We start from the raw sequence: 16,887 nt of genomic DNA, 5'->3' as shown, positions 1-16,887 counted from the left end.
CGGAAGTTAACGAAGGGGGTTCCTTATGAAACTTGGTGTTGGACGGGCCGCATTTGCCGCCGCGGCGTTCGGTCTTTTCGCGGGGGTGGCGGCCTCTCCGGCCGCGGCCGACACGGCTTCGGAAATCCGCGCGTTGAAAGCGCGCCTCAACAAGCTCGAATCCGAAGAGGCGGCCGCGAAACGCGCCGCCAAGGCGGAAGCGCAGCGCGCACATGCCGCGCCGGCTGTGGCGCATGCGCCGGAGGCGCCGAAGCACTGGTACGAGAAGCTCAGCATCCGCGGCTACACGCAGATGCGCTACAACGACACGATCAACGCGGACAATTGGAACAATGTCTACAGCCCGCATGATCGCTCGGTGGGCCCGCGCAGGAACTTCCTGCTCCGTCGCGCGCGCCTGATCGTCAGCGGCGACGTCTCCAGCCATCTGTATCTCTACGTTCAGTTCGACCTCGCCTCCGCGCCGTCGGGCACGTTCAGCAACAGCTTCACGGCGGGGACCAACCCCTCCTACGCCCTGTACAATCCCCAGATCGGCATCTACGGCAACTCGGCGGGTAATTTCGCCCAGATGCGCGACGCCTACGCCGATATTTCGATCGACGAGAAGAAGGAATTCCGTTTCCGCGTCGGTCAGTCGAAGATCCCCTACGGCTTCGAAAACATGCAGTCGTCGCAGAACCGCCTCGCGCTGGACCGCGCCGATGCGATCAATAGCTGCTGCAAGGACGAGCGCGATCTCGGCATCTTCTTCTACTATACGCCCGAGCATATGCGTCATCTCTTCCGCGACCTTGTGAGGAACAACCTCAAGGGCACGGGCGACTATGGCATGGTCGCTTTGGGCGTCTATAACGGCCAGGGCGCGAACCGCATCGAGCTGAACAATGGCGTCCACATCGTCGGCCGCTTCACCTATCCTTACGTCTTCGCGAACGGTCAGATCGTCGAAGCCTCGATCCAGGGCTACACCGGCCGCTACATGCCGACGACGTCCGCGATCACCCCGTCCCTCGGCATGGCCACCAATTGGGCCGGCTACCGTCCTGTCGGCTTCCCTGGCGCCGGCGTGCCTTTCGTCAATGCGCCCGGCTATTTCGACGGCACCCGGAATCTCGTGCTCGGCAATTATCCCGGCGCGAACGCCTGGGGCTGGAGCTGCGTCAATGGCTGCCAGGGCGTCAAGGACGATCGCGTCGCCGTCACCGGCGTGATCTATCCCCAGCCCTTCGGTCTGCGCGCCGAATGGAACTGGGGCCGCGGCCCCGCTCTCGATCCGACGCAGACCTATATCCGCTCGGCCGGCCTGAACGGCGGCTATGTCGAGGCGACCTATAAGTATGACGACAAGGAGTTCGGCCTCGGCACCTTCTTCCCCTTCTTTAAGTGGCAGTATTTCAACGGCGGCTGGAAGACCGAAACCAACGCTCCGTCGGCCCGCACCTATGAATGGGACGTCGGCGTCGAGTGGCAGCCGCTGCCGGAGGTCGAGGTGACGGCGGTCTATTCGAATATGAACCGCACCAACACCGGCGCGGCGCCCTACCGCCAGTTCCACGCCGACTTGCTGCGCATGCAGCTTCAGTGGAACTACTGAGCGAAATTCGATACGCTCCACAAACAAAAGGAACGTCCCCGGTTTTCCGGGGGCGTTCCTATCTCTTTATAGCGTGAAAAAAGGGTTCGCATGCGAAAGCGCATTGGCTCATTCCTGATCCTGCTCGCCGCCACAATCGCGGCTAGTTCAGCTCGCGCCGACGCTTACGAGGACGTGACCGCCGCGACAAGCAAGGGCGACTACGCGGCTGCGGTAAAAATCCTCAAACCGCTGGCCGAGAAAGGCGAAGCGCGGGCGATGTCCGAGCTCGGCCCGATCTACCTTATGGGCAAGGGCGTCCCGGTCGACCACAAGGAAGCGATCAAGTGGATCAGGCAGGCTGCCGAAAAGGGTGACGCGGCGGCTCAGGCCAATCTGGGCACGATGTATCTCGATGGCCACATACTGAAGCAGGACTATGCGGAAGCGATGAAGTGGAGCCTGCTCGCGGCGGGCAAGGGCGTCGCGGCGGCGCAGGCAAATATCGCCAGCATGTATTATGACGGCTCCGGGGTCGGGCAGGATTATAAGGAAGCCGCGAAATGGATGCGCCTCGCCGCGAAGCAGGGAGACGCCGAATCGCAGGTCAATCTCGGAACCATGTATGTGGCGGGTCAAGGTTTGGATCGTGACCTGCTGCGCGGTTACATGTGGACCGCGATCGGCCTCGAACCTTTGTCCATGCCGCCCGACCAGAAAAAGGAAATGCAGGAGTTATCCTCGCAGCTCCTCTCTGAGCCGGATCTCGCCAAGGCCAAAGAGATGGTCAAGAAGTGCAAGGAATCGCAATTCAAGAATTGCGATTGACGATGAGCCTGAACGGCGCGTCGGCAAAGCCGCGCCGTAAAGGGCGGCGCGGCTTTTTTTGTCGTGGTTTTTTTCTAGGCTTTTATTTCGGGCGCGGCGCGATTCTTTCCCGCCGCCAATTTTGAACGATTGAAGCGGCTGAACGCGCGCCAGGCGCCTCCCTCTGAATCTCGACGACAGCGTCTTCGGTCCCGATCTCTCGCTATCGGGAGCGCTCGCAAGCTCTGGTTTCTTGCGAGAGGCTGATCGACGAGGATTGTTTCAGCCCCGTTCAGCCAAGTCCACCACCACGCCCCTACGGCGATAGGCTTTTTGCCCGTTCTTCGCGCCTTTAGACAGCGGGCTCGACCCAAGGCGGGCGGATCAGACCGTCGGCTCCTTTCGCCGCGACCCATCCACTGCGCAAAGCGCGAGGTTGAGAATGGGATGCTGATATTTCTGCCATATGTCCAATAGATTTCTTGCATTGCCAATCAGCGATTATATGTTTCTCAAATACAGTAATGTTTCGAGGTGACGACTGGCGTGTTTCAGATTCACTGGAAGTATGTCGTAATATTATTAGTTGACACCATGTAGAAATATTCAGAAATGTGTCCGAACTGTGTTGCAAAATGGCAACGATATTTGTGAATAACTATCTATAGCGCAGCTAATACTTAGAATGTCATGGATATGTCATAGGATGTATCGACTATGCCTCAGCCTAAAAAATAGGCACAATCGGAGTGCGGGCTGGAGAAATTCGGACATGATCAAGAAATATGCAGTTTGCGGCGCAGCGCTCGGCGCGCTTCTATCCTCGTCGGGAGCCTTCGGGGCCGCCGACCCGGGGTCGATCGAAAAGCGCATGAAAGCTCTGGAGGCGGAGATGGCCAAGCTGCGTAAGGAAGCGAAGGAGGCCAAAGCCGCGGCCGCCGCCAAATCCAACGTCGCCAACCTTTCGCACAAAGGCGATGTCCACGCGCCGCCGCCGGTGTTCGTAAGCTTCAAGAACGGTCTCTTCGTCGAGACCGAAGACAAGGCTTACAGCTTCAAGGTTGGCGGCCGCATCATGGTGGACGGCGGCGGCATCTCCCAGCCGTTGAACGGCTTCTCGAACCAGGTCGGCGTTCGCCAGATCCGTCTCGAGGTCGAAGGCAAGGCCGCCCAAGTCTGGTTCTACAAACTGCAGTACGACTTCTCCGGCACTGGTCAGGTCACCGGCAACAATCAAGTGCTCGGTGGAATGCGCGATGTGTATTTCGGCATCCAGCATCCGGCCCTGTCGGTTCCTTTCGCGAAGGACCCGCTCTTCGTGATGGTCGGGAATCACTTCGAGCCTTTCAGCCTCGAGTCGACCTCTTCTTCTAAATTCCGCACGTTCATCGAGCGCGCGATGGCGGTGGAAGGCATCGCCCCGAACCGTCACCTCGGCATTTCGGTGGGCGGTTACGGCGACAACTGGACCGGCCGTATTGGCGTCTTCTCCACATCGATGGAAGACGCCTCCTACACGCCGGGCCAGAACACGCCGTCGAGATGGGGCATTCCGAAGGCCGCTGGCTGGGTCTCCACGGGCGGAGCCCAATATGTCGACGTCGCTGGCCGCTTCACTTATGCGCCGATCAAGGACGAGCACAATCTGCTGCACTTTGGCGTGTCGGGCCGCTACCACAGCCCGAACGACGCCACCGGCGCCAACGACGATCGAGTTCTGCGTCTCGGCAATCGCCTGCGCTCGGAGGCGACCGTGCTCGGCCAGGGCCTTCTGGGCACGCCGGATATGTCCTGTGGCTCCTACGCCAACGGCGGCCTGTTCGGGGGCATCCCGTTCAGCGCGGTGGCCGGGCACTGCACCAAGCATGTCACGAGCTACGGCTTCGAGCTCGCGGGCGCCTATGGGCCGTTCGACATGCAGGCCGAATATATCGCAACGGATTATACGCGCGACAACAACAAAATCCTGCAAGCTCGCGCCTCGGGCGTGTTCGCTCCGGGCGGGTCGAGCTCTCACTTTGGCGGCTACTATATCTACGGCCAGTATTGGGTGACGGGCGAAGAGCGCGCCCAAGCCTACAGCACCTCCGATAAGTCGGGCGCGAATTTCTTCGAGCCGAAAATCAAGAACCCCTTGAGCGCGGGGGGCTTTGGCGCGTTCAGCCTGGCCGGGCGCTACAGCTCGGTCAATCTGAACAGCGGGCCTTACTCCGGTTCGGGCCTCGCGAATATGCTCGCCTACACGACTTATGTGCAGCCGAGCGCCGCCACGACCGCCGCAATCGTCAACTCCGGCGTCTATGGCGGCCGTCAGGAGAACGTCACGACGGGCTTCAACTGGTATCCGGACAAGGGCGTGCATCTCCAGTTCAACTGGACGCATGTTCTCCACGTCTCGGCGCCGCTCAACGATTACAACATCGTCGGCGCCCCGATGCCGGGCCGTCAGGGCTTCTACTACAATGGCGCGCATCCCGACCTCTTCGAGGCGCGCGCGCAGGTCTACTGGTAAGAGTTCGCGCAAGAAGACCGTCCCGCGCCTCGCGCGGGGCGGTTTTTTCGGGGCGCGGAAAAGAGGCCGTGGCTCTGCGCTATTCGCACCACATGCGCATGAGACTTGCCGCGTTCTTCAGCAGCAGGTCGACCAATTCGTCACGTCCATGTCGCGCGACGTAAGAGCGGTGAACGACATTGAGCTCGCGGAGAACCGTGCGCCGCTGTTCGTCCCGCACCCGGCTTTCGATCCAGCCGACGCATGCGAGGCGGCTGCCCCGAGTGACTGGCGTCACGCGGTGAATCAACCCGGTCGAATAGAGGAACAGGCTGCCGATCGCGGGCTTGACTTTCAAGAGACCGTGCTCTTGCTCTAGCACCAATTCGCCGCCGTCGTAATTGGCGTGATCTTCGAGAAACAAGGTGAACGAGAGATCGCACCTGTAGTTGTTCATGATCGGCGCGTCGGTGTGGTTGCCGTATTCCATCCCTACGTCGTAGCGGTTGACGCTCATCGCGGCGATGCGTTTGGGAATGGCGTAAAGCTCTACCTCTTCGTGGGTCATCAACCTCGAAGCGATGTCGTCGAGAATCCTGCTACCTTTCTCGCGGTCCATTTGCAGATTGTTTTTGACGCGCGCCGCAAGGCCGGTGGCCGTCGACGAGCCGGCATTGAAGGGCGTATCGACGATCTTCCTACGCAGACGTTCGGCGCTGTCCCGGTCCAAGAAATTGTCGATGAGCAGCACGGGAAAATCCTTTGAGTGGATCGAGCGAATTAATCGCGCTACTTCCGGGTCGCTCGACGACGCAGGCCCGGCAAAGACGACCGCGCCCGAGAGGAGGCGATGACGCAGGCTTTCTGAATGGCTGGCGGAGGCATGATCGAAAGGGAGCGCCCGGCACAAACTGGCGGAGCCGTGCCGGGCGCTGGGGGTCGGCCGCGGATGGAGACCGGCCGACGCGACGCAATTATACCCGGGGCGTCTTGGACTCTGTTTCTGAAGCATTGCTGCTCTGCGTCAGACGGGCCCATTGACCAGCGGCGCTTCTTCTTATACGAGATTGAAAGCTGCGCCGCAGCATGAGGCGCTCCAGCCGCGTATAGCCGACGTCACTCTCAGTTGCGTCGGGCCCGCTGTCGAGCCTCCCCACGCATCAATCGACGGCCCGATACGCGGGGCAAGTCTCCCTTTTTTCCGGATCGAAACCGCCGCGCCCGCTTTCCGGCCGCGGCTGCGAATCCCTTATGAAAGACGCTCAGTGACCCAATTTGCCGATCTCGGTCTTTCCGAGATTCTTCTTCGCGCCTTGAACCGCGAAGGCTATGAGACCCCGACGTCCATCCAGGCCCAGTCCATTCCCTATCTGCTCCAGGGCCGCGACCTTCTCGGAATTGCCCAGACCGGCACCGGCAAGACGGCGGCCTTCGCTTTACCGATCCTGGAGCGCTTCGCCGCCGACCGGCGCCGTCCTACCCCCTTTACGGCGCGCGCGCTGGTGCTTGCGCCGACGCGCGAGCTCGCGGCCCAGATCGCCGATAGCTTCCGCGCCTATGGGCAATTCATGCGGCCGAGCGTCGGCGTGATCGTCGGCGGCGTATCGCATCGTCCGCAGATCGAGATGCTGTCGCGCGGCCTCGACGTGCTCGTCGCGACGCCCGGCCGGCTTCTCGACCATATTGCGTCGGGGCGCTTCAAGCCGGCGACGACAGAGGTGCTCGTCCTCGACGAGGCCGACCATATGCTCGATCTCGGCTTCGTCGTCCCGATCCGCCAGATCGTGGCGAAGCTCTCCAAGAACCGCCAGACCTTGCTCTTCTCCGCCACCATGCCGAAGGAGATCGCCGGCCTCGCGCAGGACATGCTGAATAACCCCGCGCAAGTGTCGGTGACGCCGGTCGCCACCACCGCCGAGCGCGTCGACCAGCATGTGTTTCTCGTCGACGGCGGCGCTAAACGCGATGTGCTGCTCGAGCTGATGAAGGATACGGACGTCTCTCGCGCCATCGTCTTCACGCGCACCAAGCGCGGCGCCGATCGCGTGGCGCAGCACCTCGAGGCGGCGGGCGTCGGCGCCGAGGCGATCCACGGCAACAAGAGCCAGAACCAGCGCATCCGTGCCCTCGACTCGTTTCGCAAAGGACGCACCCGCGTTCTGGTCGCGACGGATATTGCGGCGCGCGGCATCGACGTCGATGGCGTGACGCATGTCGTCAATTTCGAGCTGCCGGAAGTGCCGGAAGCTTACGTCCACCGCATCGGCCGCACGGCGCGCGGCGGCGCTTCTGGCCGGGCGATTTCCTTGTGCGACAACGGCGAGCGTCCGTTGCTGCGGCAGATCGAGAAGCTGACGCGCCAGTCGCTGCCTTTCACCGACCGCCGCAGCGAGGACCAGCGCCGCGACGACGCCCAACCGCGCCGCGCCCAACCGAGCAATGGCGCCGGGCGAAATGCGTCGCATAAGCATCCGCGCCGCGAAGGCCAGCACGCCGAAGCGCGCCGGCCGGGCGGCGAACGCCAGAACGCGCAGCGTCCGGCGCGGCCAGCCAATGGCCAGAAGCGGCGGGCGCATGGCGGCGGCGGCAATCGCCCGCAATCGCGCGCGCCGCAGGCCTGATAAGAAAGACCATCGCTTTCGCAAAGCCGGCAGCCGCCGGCTTTGCCTTTTCTGAGAGGCTCGGCGTCATTGCGAGGAGCGAAGCGACGAAGCAATCCAGGGCCGTGATGCGGCTCTGGATTGCTTCGCTGCGCTCGCAATGACGGCGGATGGTATTGGCGCTCGCCCGCACGCGCCTTAGATTGAGCATGAGCCAACCGAGAGCGGCGCGCATGCTCTATGACCTTCTCATTATCGGCGGCGGGATCAACGGCTGCGCCATTGCGCGCGACGCGGCGGGGCGGGGGCTTTCGGTGCGCCTCGTCGAGCAGAACGATCTTGCGAGCGGCACGTCGTCGGCCTCGACCAAGCTCATTCACGGCGGCCTGCGCTATCTCGAGCTTTATGAGTTTCGTCTCGTGCATGAAGCGCTGGAGGAGCGCGAGCGTCTGCTCGCCGCCGCGCCGCATATCATCTGGCCGCTGAAATTCGTGCTGCCGTACGAAAAGGGCCTGCGTCCTTTGTGGATGCTGCGGCTCGGCCTCTTTCTCTACGACCATCTCGCGCGCCGCAAACGCCTCGAAGGCTCGCATTTGGCCGCGCTAGGGGACAATGCGCTCGGCGCGCCGCTGCGCGAAACCTATAACGTCGGCTTCACTTACGCCGATTGCTGGGTGGAAGATTCCCGCCTCGTGGCGCTCAACGCACTCGACGCCAAGGAGCGCGGCGCGACGATCAGCGTCGGCGCGCGGCTCGTTCAGGCAAAACGCAAGGGCGCGCATTGGACCGCTAAACTCGATGGCGGCATGGAGATCGAGGCGCGCGCTTTGGTGAATGCGGCGGGACCGTGGGTTTCGCAGGTTATCGAGGGCGCGCTGCATATGCATTCGCGCAAGCATGTGCGGCTGGTGAAGGGCTCGCATCTCGTGACACGCAGGCTCTATGACGGCGACCACGCTTATATTTTGCAGAACCCGGACGGCCGCATCGTCTTCGCCATCCCCTTCGAGCATGCGTTCACGTTGATCGGCACGACCGATGTCGCTTATGAGGGCGCGCCGGGCGAGGTTGCAATCAGCGACGCGGAGACGGACTACCTCCTCGACGCCATCAACCATTTCCTGCGAAAACCAGTCACGCGCGCAGACGTCGTGTGGAGCTATTCGGGGCTGCGGCCCCTTTACGACGATGGGTCTCTCAACGCTTCGGTGGTGACGCGCGACTATGCTTTCGATCTCGACGCGCCGGAAGATGGCGCGCCGGTTTTGTCGATCTTCGGCGGCAAGATCACCACGGCCCGCCGTCTCGCCGAACATGCGCTGGACGAGTTGCGCCGCTTCCTGCCGGCGCATGGCGAGGCATGGACGGCGGGAGCTACGTTCCCCGGGGGCGATATGGAGTTCGACGCCCTTCTCGCGCGGTTGAAGAGCGAGAAGCCTTTTCTCGGCGACGTATTGGCGCGGCGGCTCGCGCGCGCCTATGGGACGCGCGCCGAGCGCATTTTGAAGCACGCGCATGCAATGGCGGATTTAGGACGCGACTTCGGTTGCGGGCTCACCGAGGCGGAAGCGCGTTACTTAATGGAGAATGAGTGGGCGCGCAAAGCCGACGATATTTTGTGGCGGCGTTCTAAGCTCGGGCTGCATATGAGTGCGGAGCAGCAGTTGGGCTTAAGAGAATATATGGGCGCTTAGGCGCTTCCCGGCGATCCAGCGTTGTGAGCCGCCAATACCTCCCCTTTACGGGGAGGTCGGCGGCCAAAGGCCGCCGGGTGGGGCTCGCGCCGCAACAACCGTGGTGGGGCTTTACCCCACCCGACCCCGCTTACGCGGGGCCACCCTCCCCGTAAAGGGGAGGGATTCGCTCGCGCCCCAGCGCATTCACCCCCCAAACGCGGCCTTTCCTTCTGTCACTGAGCGCGCGCCTTCTATTACTGTTTGCGCCAAGCCCGGCGCCGCAACCGCAATGTTCTTGGCGAAGAAATGCGCGAGCGCTTCATAGCGCGCAGCGTTGTGGTCATTTTCGCGACGTTCGGCTTTGGCGGCTTTTTCGAGAAGCGTCGCGCCGCGCGCCAGTGCAAACAGGCGCAGATAAGGCGTCGCGCCCGCAAGGGCCTCGGCCGGCGCTTGCTTCGTCGCGCACAACAGATAGTCGCTGGCTTGTGCGAACGCTTCCACCGCCGCGCCGACCGCGGCGACAGTGCTCTCTCTTGCGATGGCGCGCATGTCGTCGATTTCGCGGTTCAGCGCCGCGCCGCCCGACATCGGCAATTTGCGGCCGACGAGGTCGATCGCCTGAATGCCATTCGTGCCTTCATAGATCGCGCAGATGCGCGCGTCGCGCATAAGCTGGGCGACGCCTGTCTCTTCGATATAGCCCATGCCGCCATGCACCTGCACGGCGAGCGACGTCACCTCATCGCCCATGTCGGTGGAGAAGGCCTTGGCCACAGGCGTCAGTAAGCTCGCGCGCTCTTCCGCTTCCCTGGCGCGGGTGGGGTCCTGGTCGCGATGCGCGCGGTCGAGCGACGCGGCCGTCTCGAAGCAGATCAGACGCGCGGCCGCCGTCAGGCTGGCCATGGTGAGCAGCATGCGAGCGACGTCCGGGTGCTCGATGATCGCGCTTGTCTCCGGCGCGCCCGGCGCACGGCCCTGCTTGCGTTCCTTGGCGTAAGCCAGCGCGGCCTGCGTGGCGCGTTCGGCAAGCGCAACGCCCTGCAGGCCTACCGAAAGCCGGGCGTTGTTCATCATGGTGAACATGCAGGCAAGGCCGTTGTTTTCTTCGCCGATCAGAAAGCCGACGGCGTCCTCATAGACCATGGTGCAGGTCGGCGAGGCGTGGATGCCGAGCTTGTGTTCCACTCCGGCGCAGTGCAGCGCGTTACGCCGCGTGAAGGCGCCTGTTTCATCGGGCAGGAACTTTGGCGCGAGGAAAAGCGAGATGCCCTTCGTTCCGGGCGGCGCATCGGGGAGACGCGCCAGCACGAGATGCACGATGTTGTCGGCGAGATCGTGCTCGCCATAAGTGATGAAGATCTTCTGGCCCGTGAGGCGATAGGAGCCGTCGGCGTTGCGCTCGGCCCGTGTGCGCAGAAGCGCAAGGTCGGAGCCCGCCTGCGGTTCGGTGAGATTCATCGTCCCGGTCCATTCGCCGCTGACGATCCTGGCGAGATAGGTCTCCTTCAGCGCCGCGCTCGCATGCGCCTCCAGCGCCTCGATCGCGCCATGGGAGAGGAGCGGGCACAGGGCGAAGGAGATATTCGCCGCGTTCCAGATTTCCGTGCAGGCTGCGTTGAGAAGCGCCGGGAGGCCAAGCCCGCCGTGATCCGGGTTCCCCGCGATGGCGTTCCAGCCGCCGGCTTGCCAAGCGGCATAGGCCTCGCGCCAGCCGGGGGCGGTGGTCACGGCGCCATCGGCAAATTTGACGCCGGCGCGGTCGCCGGTCCTGTCGAGCGGCAGAAGCTGCCCTTCGGCGAATTTCGCCGCCTCGTTGAGCGTCTGCTCGGCGACGCCGTCGGCGATATCGGCGTAGAGGTCCTCGAGGTCCGCCCCCGCTGCGAGGCGTAGAGAGAAGAGAATATCAGTAAGCGGCGCGCGATAGGTCATCCGGCTCAGCCTCGGGAAAGCGAATCGTCAAACTGAATTTAGCGCCCTCGGGGAGAGCGTGGTCGATAATGACACCCTTACACACCGTCATGGCCGGGCTCGTCCCGGCCATCCACGCCGTGCAGGCGTCAGAACGTGCGGAGCGGATAAGTTTACTGGCATAAACCCCGCCTGTGGGACAGCGCGTCCCGTCATCGGCCGTATCCCTCGGCGTGGATGGCCGGGACAAGCCCGGCCATGACGAGATGCGAGGTCCGACCCGTGAGCGCGCCACCCTCTCCAGCCCGCGCTTTTTCGCCGGCTTTTCCGCGGCGCCGGCAACGCCTATTATGCGGCGAACCTTTCCAACCCACGAGACCCCATGCCCCTCTACGCCTTTCGCTGCCAGGATTGCGCCCATGAATTCGAGACGCTCGCGCGTTTCGAGGAGATCCCCGAGTGCCCCGCTTGCGGCGGCGCGCATGTCGAGCGCCAATTGTCGCTGATCGCCAAGCCCGCGGCGGGCGGCGATGTGGACACAGGCCCGAGCTGCGGCGCCATGTCCGGCGGCGCGCCCTGTCCGAGCTGTCCCGCGCTCGCCGGGTGATGGACGCCGAGGCCCTTCTCGGCGCGCGGCGCATTTTCGTCCCCGCCAATGGGCTGATCTTCGAGGTTTTCGAAGCTGGGGAGGGGGAGCGACTCGCGCTGCTGCTGCATGGCTTCCCCGAAACCGCCGTCATGTGGCGCCATCTGGTCGCGCCGCTCGTCGCCAAGGGCTATCGCGTCTGGGCCGTCAATCAGCGCGGCTATGGCGCCACGAGCCGGCCGAAGGGCAGGAAGCATTATGCGCTTGCGGCCCTCACCGGGGACATCGCGGGCCTTATCGACGCTTCCGGCGCCAAGTCGGTCACGCTGATTTCCCATGATTGGGGCGGCGTCGTCGCCTGGATCGTCGCCATTCGCCGGCTGCGGCCGCTGGAGCGGCTCGTCTTCATCAATATTCCGCACCCGCTCTGCTTCTGGCAGACCTTGCAGCGGAGCCCCCGGCAAAGGCGGAAATCGTTCTATGTCGCCTTGTTCCAGATTCCGGCGCTGCCCGCTTGGCTGCTGTCGGTCGGGCGCGGCTATCTGACGGCGGCGCTGATCCGCAAGGCGGCGCCGCGCCCGGGCGCGATCTGCGACGACGCCATGGACATTTACCGCGACAACGCCGCTGCGCCCGGCGCAATGACGGCCATGCTCAACTGGTATCGCCGCGCCCTGTGGGATGCGCTTGCGGCGCGTGACGAGTTCGCCGCGCGCGTCGAGGCGCCGACGCTGATCGTCTGGGGCCTCCGCGACGTCGCTTTGGACCGGGACTGTCTCGAGGGCACGGAGCGTTACGTCGCCAACCTTCGCATCGAGCGCCTGCCGGGCGTGAGCCATTTCTCGCCCGAAGACGCGCCCGAAAAGCTCGCCACGCTCATAGATGATTTCCTTTAACGCGCATTTCCGCGTGAATAATCTCTAAATGGCCATTTCGCCTGTTGACTTGCCGCGCAGTCGTGAGAATCTCCCCCGCTCCGGACATCCGTCCGAAAATCATCTATCCGCGCGCTCAGCGCAGTTTTCGATCACGGCCGAGGTTGTCGGCCCTCAAAGGAGTAAAGATCCATTCGCAGGCCAATGAAGAGCACCGCGGCGCCGCAAAAAGAAGGCCCGCGCACCAACCGAGAAATTCGCGCCCGTGAAGTGCAGTTGATCGATTCCGAAGGAAAGAATCACGGCGTCGTCCAATTGCTGGACGCGTTAGGCATGGCCGAGCAGGCCGGACTCGATCTCGTCGAGATCGCGCCGAACTCGACGCCGCCGGTCTGCAAGATCCTCGACTACGGCCGTTTCCGCTTCGCCGAGCAGAAGAAGGCCGCCGAGGCCCGCAAGAAGCAGAAGGTGGTCGAGGTCAAGGAAATCAAGCTCCGTCCCGGCATCGACGAGCATGACTACGACGTCAAGATGAAGGCGGTTCAGCGCTTCTTCGAGGAAGGCGACAAGGTCAAGGTGACCCTTCGCTTCCGTGGACGCGAGATCGCGCATCAGGACATCGGCTACCGATTGCTGACGCGCGTGAAGGCCGAGACCGCTCAGATCGCCAAGGTCGAGCTGGAGCCCTCGATGGAAGGGCGGCAGATGGTGATGGTTCTTGCGCCGAAATAGGCGCTGCGCCCGCCGGCGACCCGGCGGGCAGGGGGAGGGGTTGGCAGGCCGATGTCGATTGCGCCGTCCAGGACATTTCTTTCTCGGGCGGCCGCTGGGCTTGTGTCCAGCGCGCTGATGTCGGGCGCTGCGCTAACGCCTGCTGGCGCCCAGCTTGCGCTTCCCGGGGCCGTGGCGCCGACTCCGGAAGGAACGGTGACGTCTCCTGGCGGAAAGTCCAAGAAAAAGCTCAGCAGCGGCGAAATGGGGCAGGCGCGGGGGCCTGTCGTCATGCCCAAGGCCCCTTCCGAGGAGACGATCGTCGGCAAGACGCTGCAGCTCGACGGCGCAGGCGGCGCCATAGAGTTCTCCCGGATCGGTCCGGATCTGGAAGTCGCGAAGCTGACGCTTTCCGGCGATCGCCTGTCGCGCTCGGGCGAGGAATGCCGCGTCGAGATCGCCGGCATGCCCTTGAAACTCACGCGCCGCGACAGCGGCTCCGGGCTGCGCCGCTATCAGCTTCTGTCTCTCCCGGCCTGTCCGTTCACGCTCGACGTGCTGGATGGCGCCATTCTCGTCACCAATGACGGCAAGGCCTGCGAGATCAAGGAAGCGGATTGCCGCGCCGATCCGAGCGGGCTTTGGGGCACGGCGGAGAGGGAGTTCGACCCCAAGAAGGCCGAGGACATGCTCGGCGCCCGCGCCAAGGTCGAAAAAGACGTGCGCGCCGATTTCCGCGAGCTCTACGAGCGCAACAAGAAAGAAAAGCTGGTCCGCAGTTTCGTGGTGAAGGAGCAGGCGGGCTTTTCCTCCTGGCGGGAGGAGGTTTGCCGCTCCTACGCCAAGGAATCCGACTTCGGCTATTGCGCCCTGCGGCTGACGGAGGCGCGCGCCATTGCGCTCGGGGCCCAGCTCGCGAGCGGCGTGAAGCTGCCGGAAGGCTACGCCGAGGCCGCAGCGGCGGAAGAGGCGGCGGCGAAGGCCAAGGGCAAAAAATAAATTAGCTGGTCGAAACAAGCGTTTAGACTGGCTGCGTTTAAGCTGCCGCTAAGGTCTTTCCCTGATCCTGTCGATGAAGACATGGTTTGGGGGCCTGGAAATTGCGCCTATTACAGCTTTACGCCTTGGCGAACAGGCCGTCCGGCTTCGCGGCCTGTCAGCGCGGCACTGTCGCCATTCTCTTCGGCCTAGCGCTTTTTCCCGTGGCGCTCCTGGTGGGCGGCGCCGTCGACTATTCTGCGGCAGTGACGAAGAAGTCGCGATTGCAGGAAGCGCTCGATAAAGGCGTTTTGGCGGCTGCGGCAAAAGGCGCCGCCGATTCTGCGCTCCTCAACCGATATTTGAACGCCAATATGCCTGTCGGGATCAGCGCCATCAGTGCGACGCTTGCCGTCAGTACGGCTGCAAATGGCGCCGTTATCTACGCGTCTGACGCGACCTTTGCTGTTCAGACGGCTTTTCTGAAGATCATCGGGATGAACTCGATCAACGTGGGCGCGCATTCCGAGGCGACGCTTCCGACGCAGATCGTCACCGCGACTTTCAACGCGGTCAGCGCCAAGGGCGCTTTCGCCAAGGACATGTTCCTCTGGACGAAAAACGCTTCTGGGGCCGTCACCTCTAAGCAGACGGTTCTTTCCTACCGTTACGGCGTCTCCGGCTCCGGAACCAACCCGCCGGTCGGGGCTTGGACAGTCACTTTTTCGGTCCCGAAATATTCGACCTATGGCGTCGGAATGGTCGCTTACCAGGACCTGAGTTATCAAGGTGGGCTGATCAATCCGGTCGAGTTCTATAGCGACGTCAACTCGGCCTCTTTTCGTAAAACCGGCAATTGTCAGGATAGCGGCGGCGCCCAGTACAACGTCGAAGACGGCGGCGACAACGACTATCTCGATTTCGTCTACACAATGAAATGCGCGCTCGGCGTGGCGTCCAATAGTGTGGCGCGCCTCTCGAAATAAAGAGGGAGATGCGGGGCGCCGCTCTATCCGCCCCTGCGCATCAGCATGCCCCGCGCGGGATCGTAGGCGATGATTGCGCCGATGAGAAAGACGCTCGTATAGCCTGCGACCGCGAGCAGCGAGACCCAGTCGAGCTGCTGATAAAAGGCGAAGCGGATCAGCTCGACCGCGTGGGTAAACGGATTTGCCTGGCAAGCGTAATAGAGCCAGGGGCTCGAATCCTTCACGCGCCAGAGCGGGTAGAGCGCGGAAGAGGCGAAGAACATCGGGAAGATGACGAAGTTCATCACGCCCGCGAAATTCTCGAGCTGCTTGATGAGCGATGACAGCAGCATGCCGAGCGCGCCGAGCATGAGTCCGCCGAGCGCAAGCGCCGGCAGGACGGTGAGATAGCCCCATTTGGTGGGCGGCTCGATCTCCCAGAAATAAGCAATCAGCAGAAAAGCGTAGACCTGCAGGATCGACACGGCGACGCCGGCGAAAAGCTTGGCGCCGAGCAGGAACCAGCGCGGGAAGGGCGAGACGAGCAGCGTGCGCATATTGCCCATCTCACGGTCGTAGACCATGGAGAGCGACGACTGCATGCCGTTGAAAAGCTGGATCATCGCCATGAGGCCAGGCGCGATATAGACCTCGTAGAGCACATAGGTCTCGTAGGGCGGGATGATGGAGACGCCGAGCACCTGCCGGAAACCCGCCGCGAAGATGAAGAGCCAAACGAGCGGCCGCACCAGCGCCGAGACGAAGCGCTCGCGCTGATGCAAAAAGCGAAGCCCCTCGCGCCAGACGACGCCCCAAAGACAGACGAGATATTGGCGCGGGGTGAAAGAGGAGGCGAGCGTCATTGGCTCCCGACAGCTCATGCCGAAATCCTCTCCACGTCGGCGCCTGTGATCTTCGCGAAGGCCGCCCCGATCTCCGCTGCGCCGCTTTGCGCGACGATCTCTCGCGCCCGTCCGGTCGCCAGCGCTTTGCCCTTGTGCAGGATCACCACCTGATCCTCGGGATCGATCTCGTCGATGAGGTGGGTCGTCCACAAGACCCCGAGCCCCTCGTCGCGGACGAGGCCGCGCACATGGGCAAGAATATCGGCGCGCGCCTTGATGTCGAGGCCGACGGTGGGTTCGTCGAGAAGCAGAAGGCGCGGTTTGTGCAGCAAAGCGCGGGCGATCTCGATGCGGCGCATCTGCCCGCCCGAGAGCGCGCGGGCCTTGTCATTGGCGCGCTCCGCAAGGCCGGCGCGCGTCAACGCCTCTTGCCCTAAGCGGCGGGCTTCGAAGGGCCCGATGCCGTGCAACGCCGCGTGATAGACGAGGTTCTGCATCAGGCTCAATTCAAGATCGAGCGTGCGCGCCTGAAACACGACGCCGAGCCGCCGCAGCGCCGCGCCAGGGCTGCGCATGACGTCTGCGCCGAAAATCTCGATCTGGCCCTGCCGCGCCGCATAAAGCCGCGTGACGAGGGAGAAAAGCGTGCTTTTACCTGCGCCGTTGAGGCCGAGCAGCACGGTGAAGCTGCCGGGCGCGACAGTGAAGCTCACATCGTCGAGCGCCTTGCGGGCGCCATAGGCGTGCGAAAGATGGCGGATGGCGAGGGCGTCGGTCATTGCGGCGCTGTGTTGCAGGCGAGCCTGAAGGCGCGCGGTCCGGACCGCGCGCCTTCAGGCGCGCATCGGCGATAATCAAGCAGCGCC

The 16,887-nt window shown here is 63.2% G+C and carries 15 protein-coding genes; 11 read left to right on the top strand and 4 right to left on the bottom strand.

Translation table 11 applies throughout. The features are described 5' to 3' along the window. The first annotated feature begins 25 nt into the window (after positions 1–25). The 4 genes from QMG84_RS13295 to QMG84_RS13280 all read left to right on the top strand — a co-directional run bounded on the left by QMG84_RS13295 (position 26) and on the right by QMG84_RS13280 (position 4,895). Entirely contained in the window at positions 26–1,597 is a 1,572-nt protein-coding gene (locus QMG84_RS13295) for a porin (RefSeq protein ID WP_281928456.1), read from the top strand. A gap of 90 nt (positions 1,598–1,687) precedes the next feature. Further along, the gene (locus QMG84_RS13290) at positions 1,688–2,404 is read left to right on the top strand and encodes a tetratricopeptide repeat protein (protein ID WP_281928454.1); all 717 of its coding nucleotides are present in this window, start codon (positions 1,688–1,690) and stop codon (positions 2,402–2,404) included. Then, positions 2,401–2,529: a hypothetical protein gene (locus QMG84_RS13285; RefSeq protein WP_281928452.1), complete on the top strand. Its 129-nt coding sequence runs from the start codon at positions 2,401–2,403 to the stop codon at positions 2,527–2,529. The genes QMG84_RS13290 and QMG84_RS13285 overlap by 4 nt, the downstream gene beginning before the upstream one ends. A 626-nt stretch (positions 2,530–3,155) precedes the next feature. Continuing rightward, entirely contained in the window at positions 3,156–4,895 is a 1,740-nt protein-coding gene (locus QMG84_RS13280) for an OprO/OprP family phosphate-selective porin (protein WP_202073629.1), read from the top strand. Positions 4,896–4,974: 79 nt separating this feature from the next. On the opposite strand, the gene QMG84_RS13275 is transcribed toward QMG84_RS13280, so the two are convergent. Then, a complete protein-coding gene (locus tag QMG84_RS13275; RefSeq protein WP_281928450.1) occupies positions 4,975–5,625 on the bottom strand; it encodes a Fe2+-dependent dioxygenase in 651 nt (216 codons plus the stop codon). Between the two features lie 514 nt (positions 5,626–6,139). Here QMG84_RS13275 and QMG84_RS13270 point away from each other — a divergent pair. Together QMG84_RS13270 and glpD are read left to right on the top strand one after the other, a co-directional pair. Further along, a complete protein-coding gene (locus QMG84_RS13270; RefSeq protein WP_281928449.1) occupies positions 6,140–7,495 on the top strand; it encodes a DEAD/DEAH box helicase in 1,356 nt (451 codons plus the stop codon). A gap of 212 nt (positions 7,496–7,707) precedes the next feature. Beyond that, positions 7,708–9,168 (top strand): glycerol-3-phosphate dehydrogenase, encoded by a 1,461-nt coding sequence (glpD, locus tag QMG84_RS13265; protein WP_281932006.1) that lies wholly within the window; start codon positions 7,708–7,710, stop codon positions 9,166–9,168. Positions 9,169–9,354: 186 nt separating this feature from the next. Here the strand turns inward: glpD and QMG84_RS13260 are convergent, their stop codons facing one another. Continuing rightward, a complete protein-coding gene (locus tag QMG84_RS13260; RefSeq protein ID WP_281928448.1) occupies positions 9,355–11,079 on the bottom strand; it encodes an acyl-CoA dehydrogenase family protein in 1,725 nt (574 codons plus the stop codon). 361 nt (positions 11,080–11,440) lie between these two features. Here QMG84_RS13260 and QMG84_RS13255 point away from each other — a divergent pair, with 361 nt between their 5' ends. From QMG84_RS13255 to QMG84_RS13235, 5 genes are all read left to right on the top strand, one after another. Beyond that, positions 11,441–11,665: an FmdB family zinc ribbon protein gene (locus QMG84_RS13255; protein ID WP_281928447.1), complete on the top strand. Its 225-nt coding sequence runs from the start codon at positions 11,441–11,443 to the stop codon at positions 11,663–11,665. Next, on the top strand, positions 11,665–12,540 hold the full coding sequence (locus tag QMG84_RS13250; protein ID WP_281932005.1) for an alpha/beta fold hydrolase: 876 nt from the start codon (positions 11,665–11,667) through the stop codon (positions 12,538–12,540). The genes QMG84_RS13255 and QMG84_RS13250 overlap by 1 nt, the downstream gene beginning before the upstream one ends. Before the next feature lie 183 nt (positions 12,541–12,723). Further along, positions 12,724–13,251, top strand: a complete 528-nt coding sequence (gene infC, locus QMG84_RS13245) for a translation initiation factor IF-3 (RefSeq protein ID WP_202073633.1) — start codon at positions 12,724–12,726, stop codon at positions 13,249–13,251. Between the two features lie 195 nt (positions 13,252–13,446). After that, positions 13,447–14,229, top strand: coding sequence for a hypothetical protein (locus QMG84_RS13240; protein ID WP_281928445.1), 783 nt, complete (start codon positions 13,447–13,449; stop codon positions 14,227–14,229). A 125-nt stretch (positions 14,230–14,354) separates the two neighbouring features. Then, the gene (locus QMG84_RS13235; protein ID WP_281928444.1) at positions 14,355–15,194 is read left to right on the top strand and encodes a TadE/TadG family type IV pilus assembly protein; all 840 of its coding nucleotides are present in this window, start codon (positions 14,355–14,357) and stop codon (positions 15,192–15,194) included. A gap of 23 nt (positions 15,195–15,217) precedes the next feature. On the opposite strand, the gene QMG84_RS13230 is transcribed toward QMG84_RS13235, so the two are convergent. Beyond that, positions 15,218–16,057 carry an ABC transporter permease gene (locus QMG84_RS13230; protein ID WP_281928443.1) on the bottom strand — a complete coding sequence of 280 codons (840 nt, stop codon included), beginning with the start codon at positions 16,055–16,057 and terminating at the stop codon, positions 15,218–15,220. Beyond that, entirely contained in the window at positions 16,054–16,800 is a 747-nt protein-coding gene (locus QMG84_RS13225; protein WP_281928442.1) for an ABC transporter ATP-binding protein, read from the bottom strand. Before QMG84_RS13225 ends, QMG84_RS13230 begins: the two co-directional genes overlap by 4 nt. Between the last annotated feature and the right edge of the window lie 87 nt (positions 16,801–16,887).

Origin of the sequence: Methylocystis iwaonis, from assembly GCF_027925385.1 — a bacterium.
In the GTDB taxonomy this organism is placed as follows: Bacteria; Pseudomonadota; Alphaproteobacteria; order Rhizobiales; family Beijerinckiaceae; genus Methylocystis; species Methylocystis iwaonis.
The sequence above is the reverse complement of the archived record's forward strand: the minus strand, read 5'-3'. Positions and strand labels throughout refer to the sequence as shown.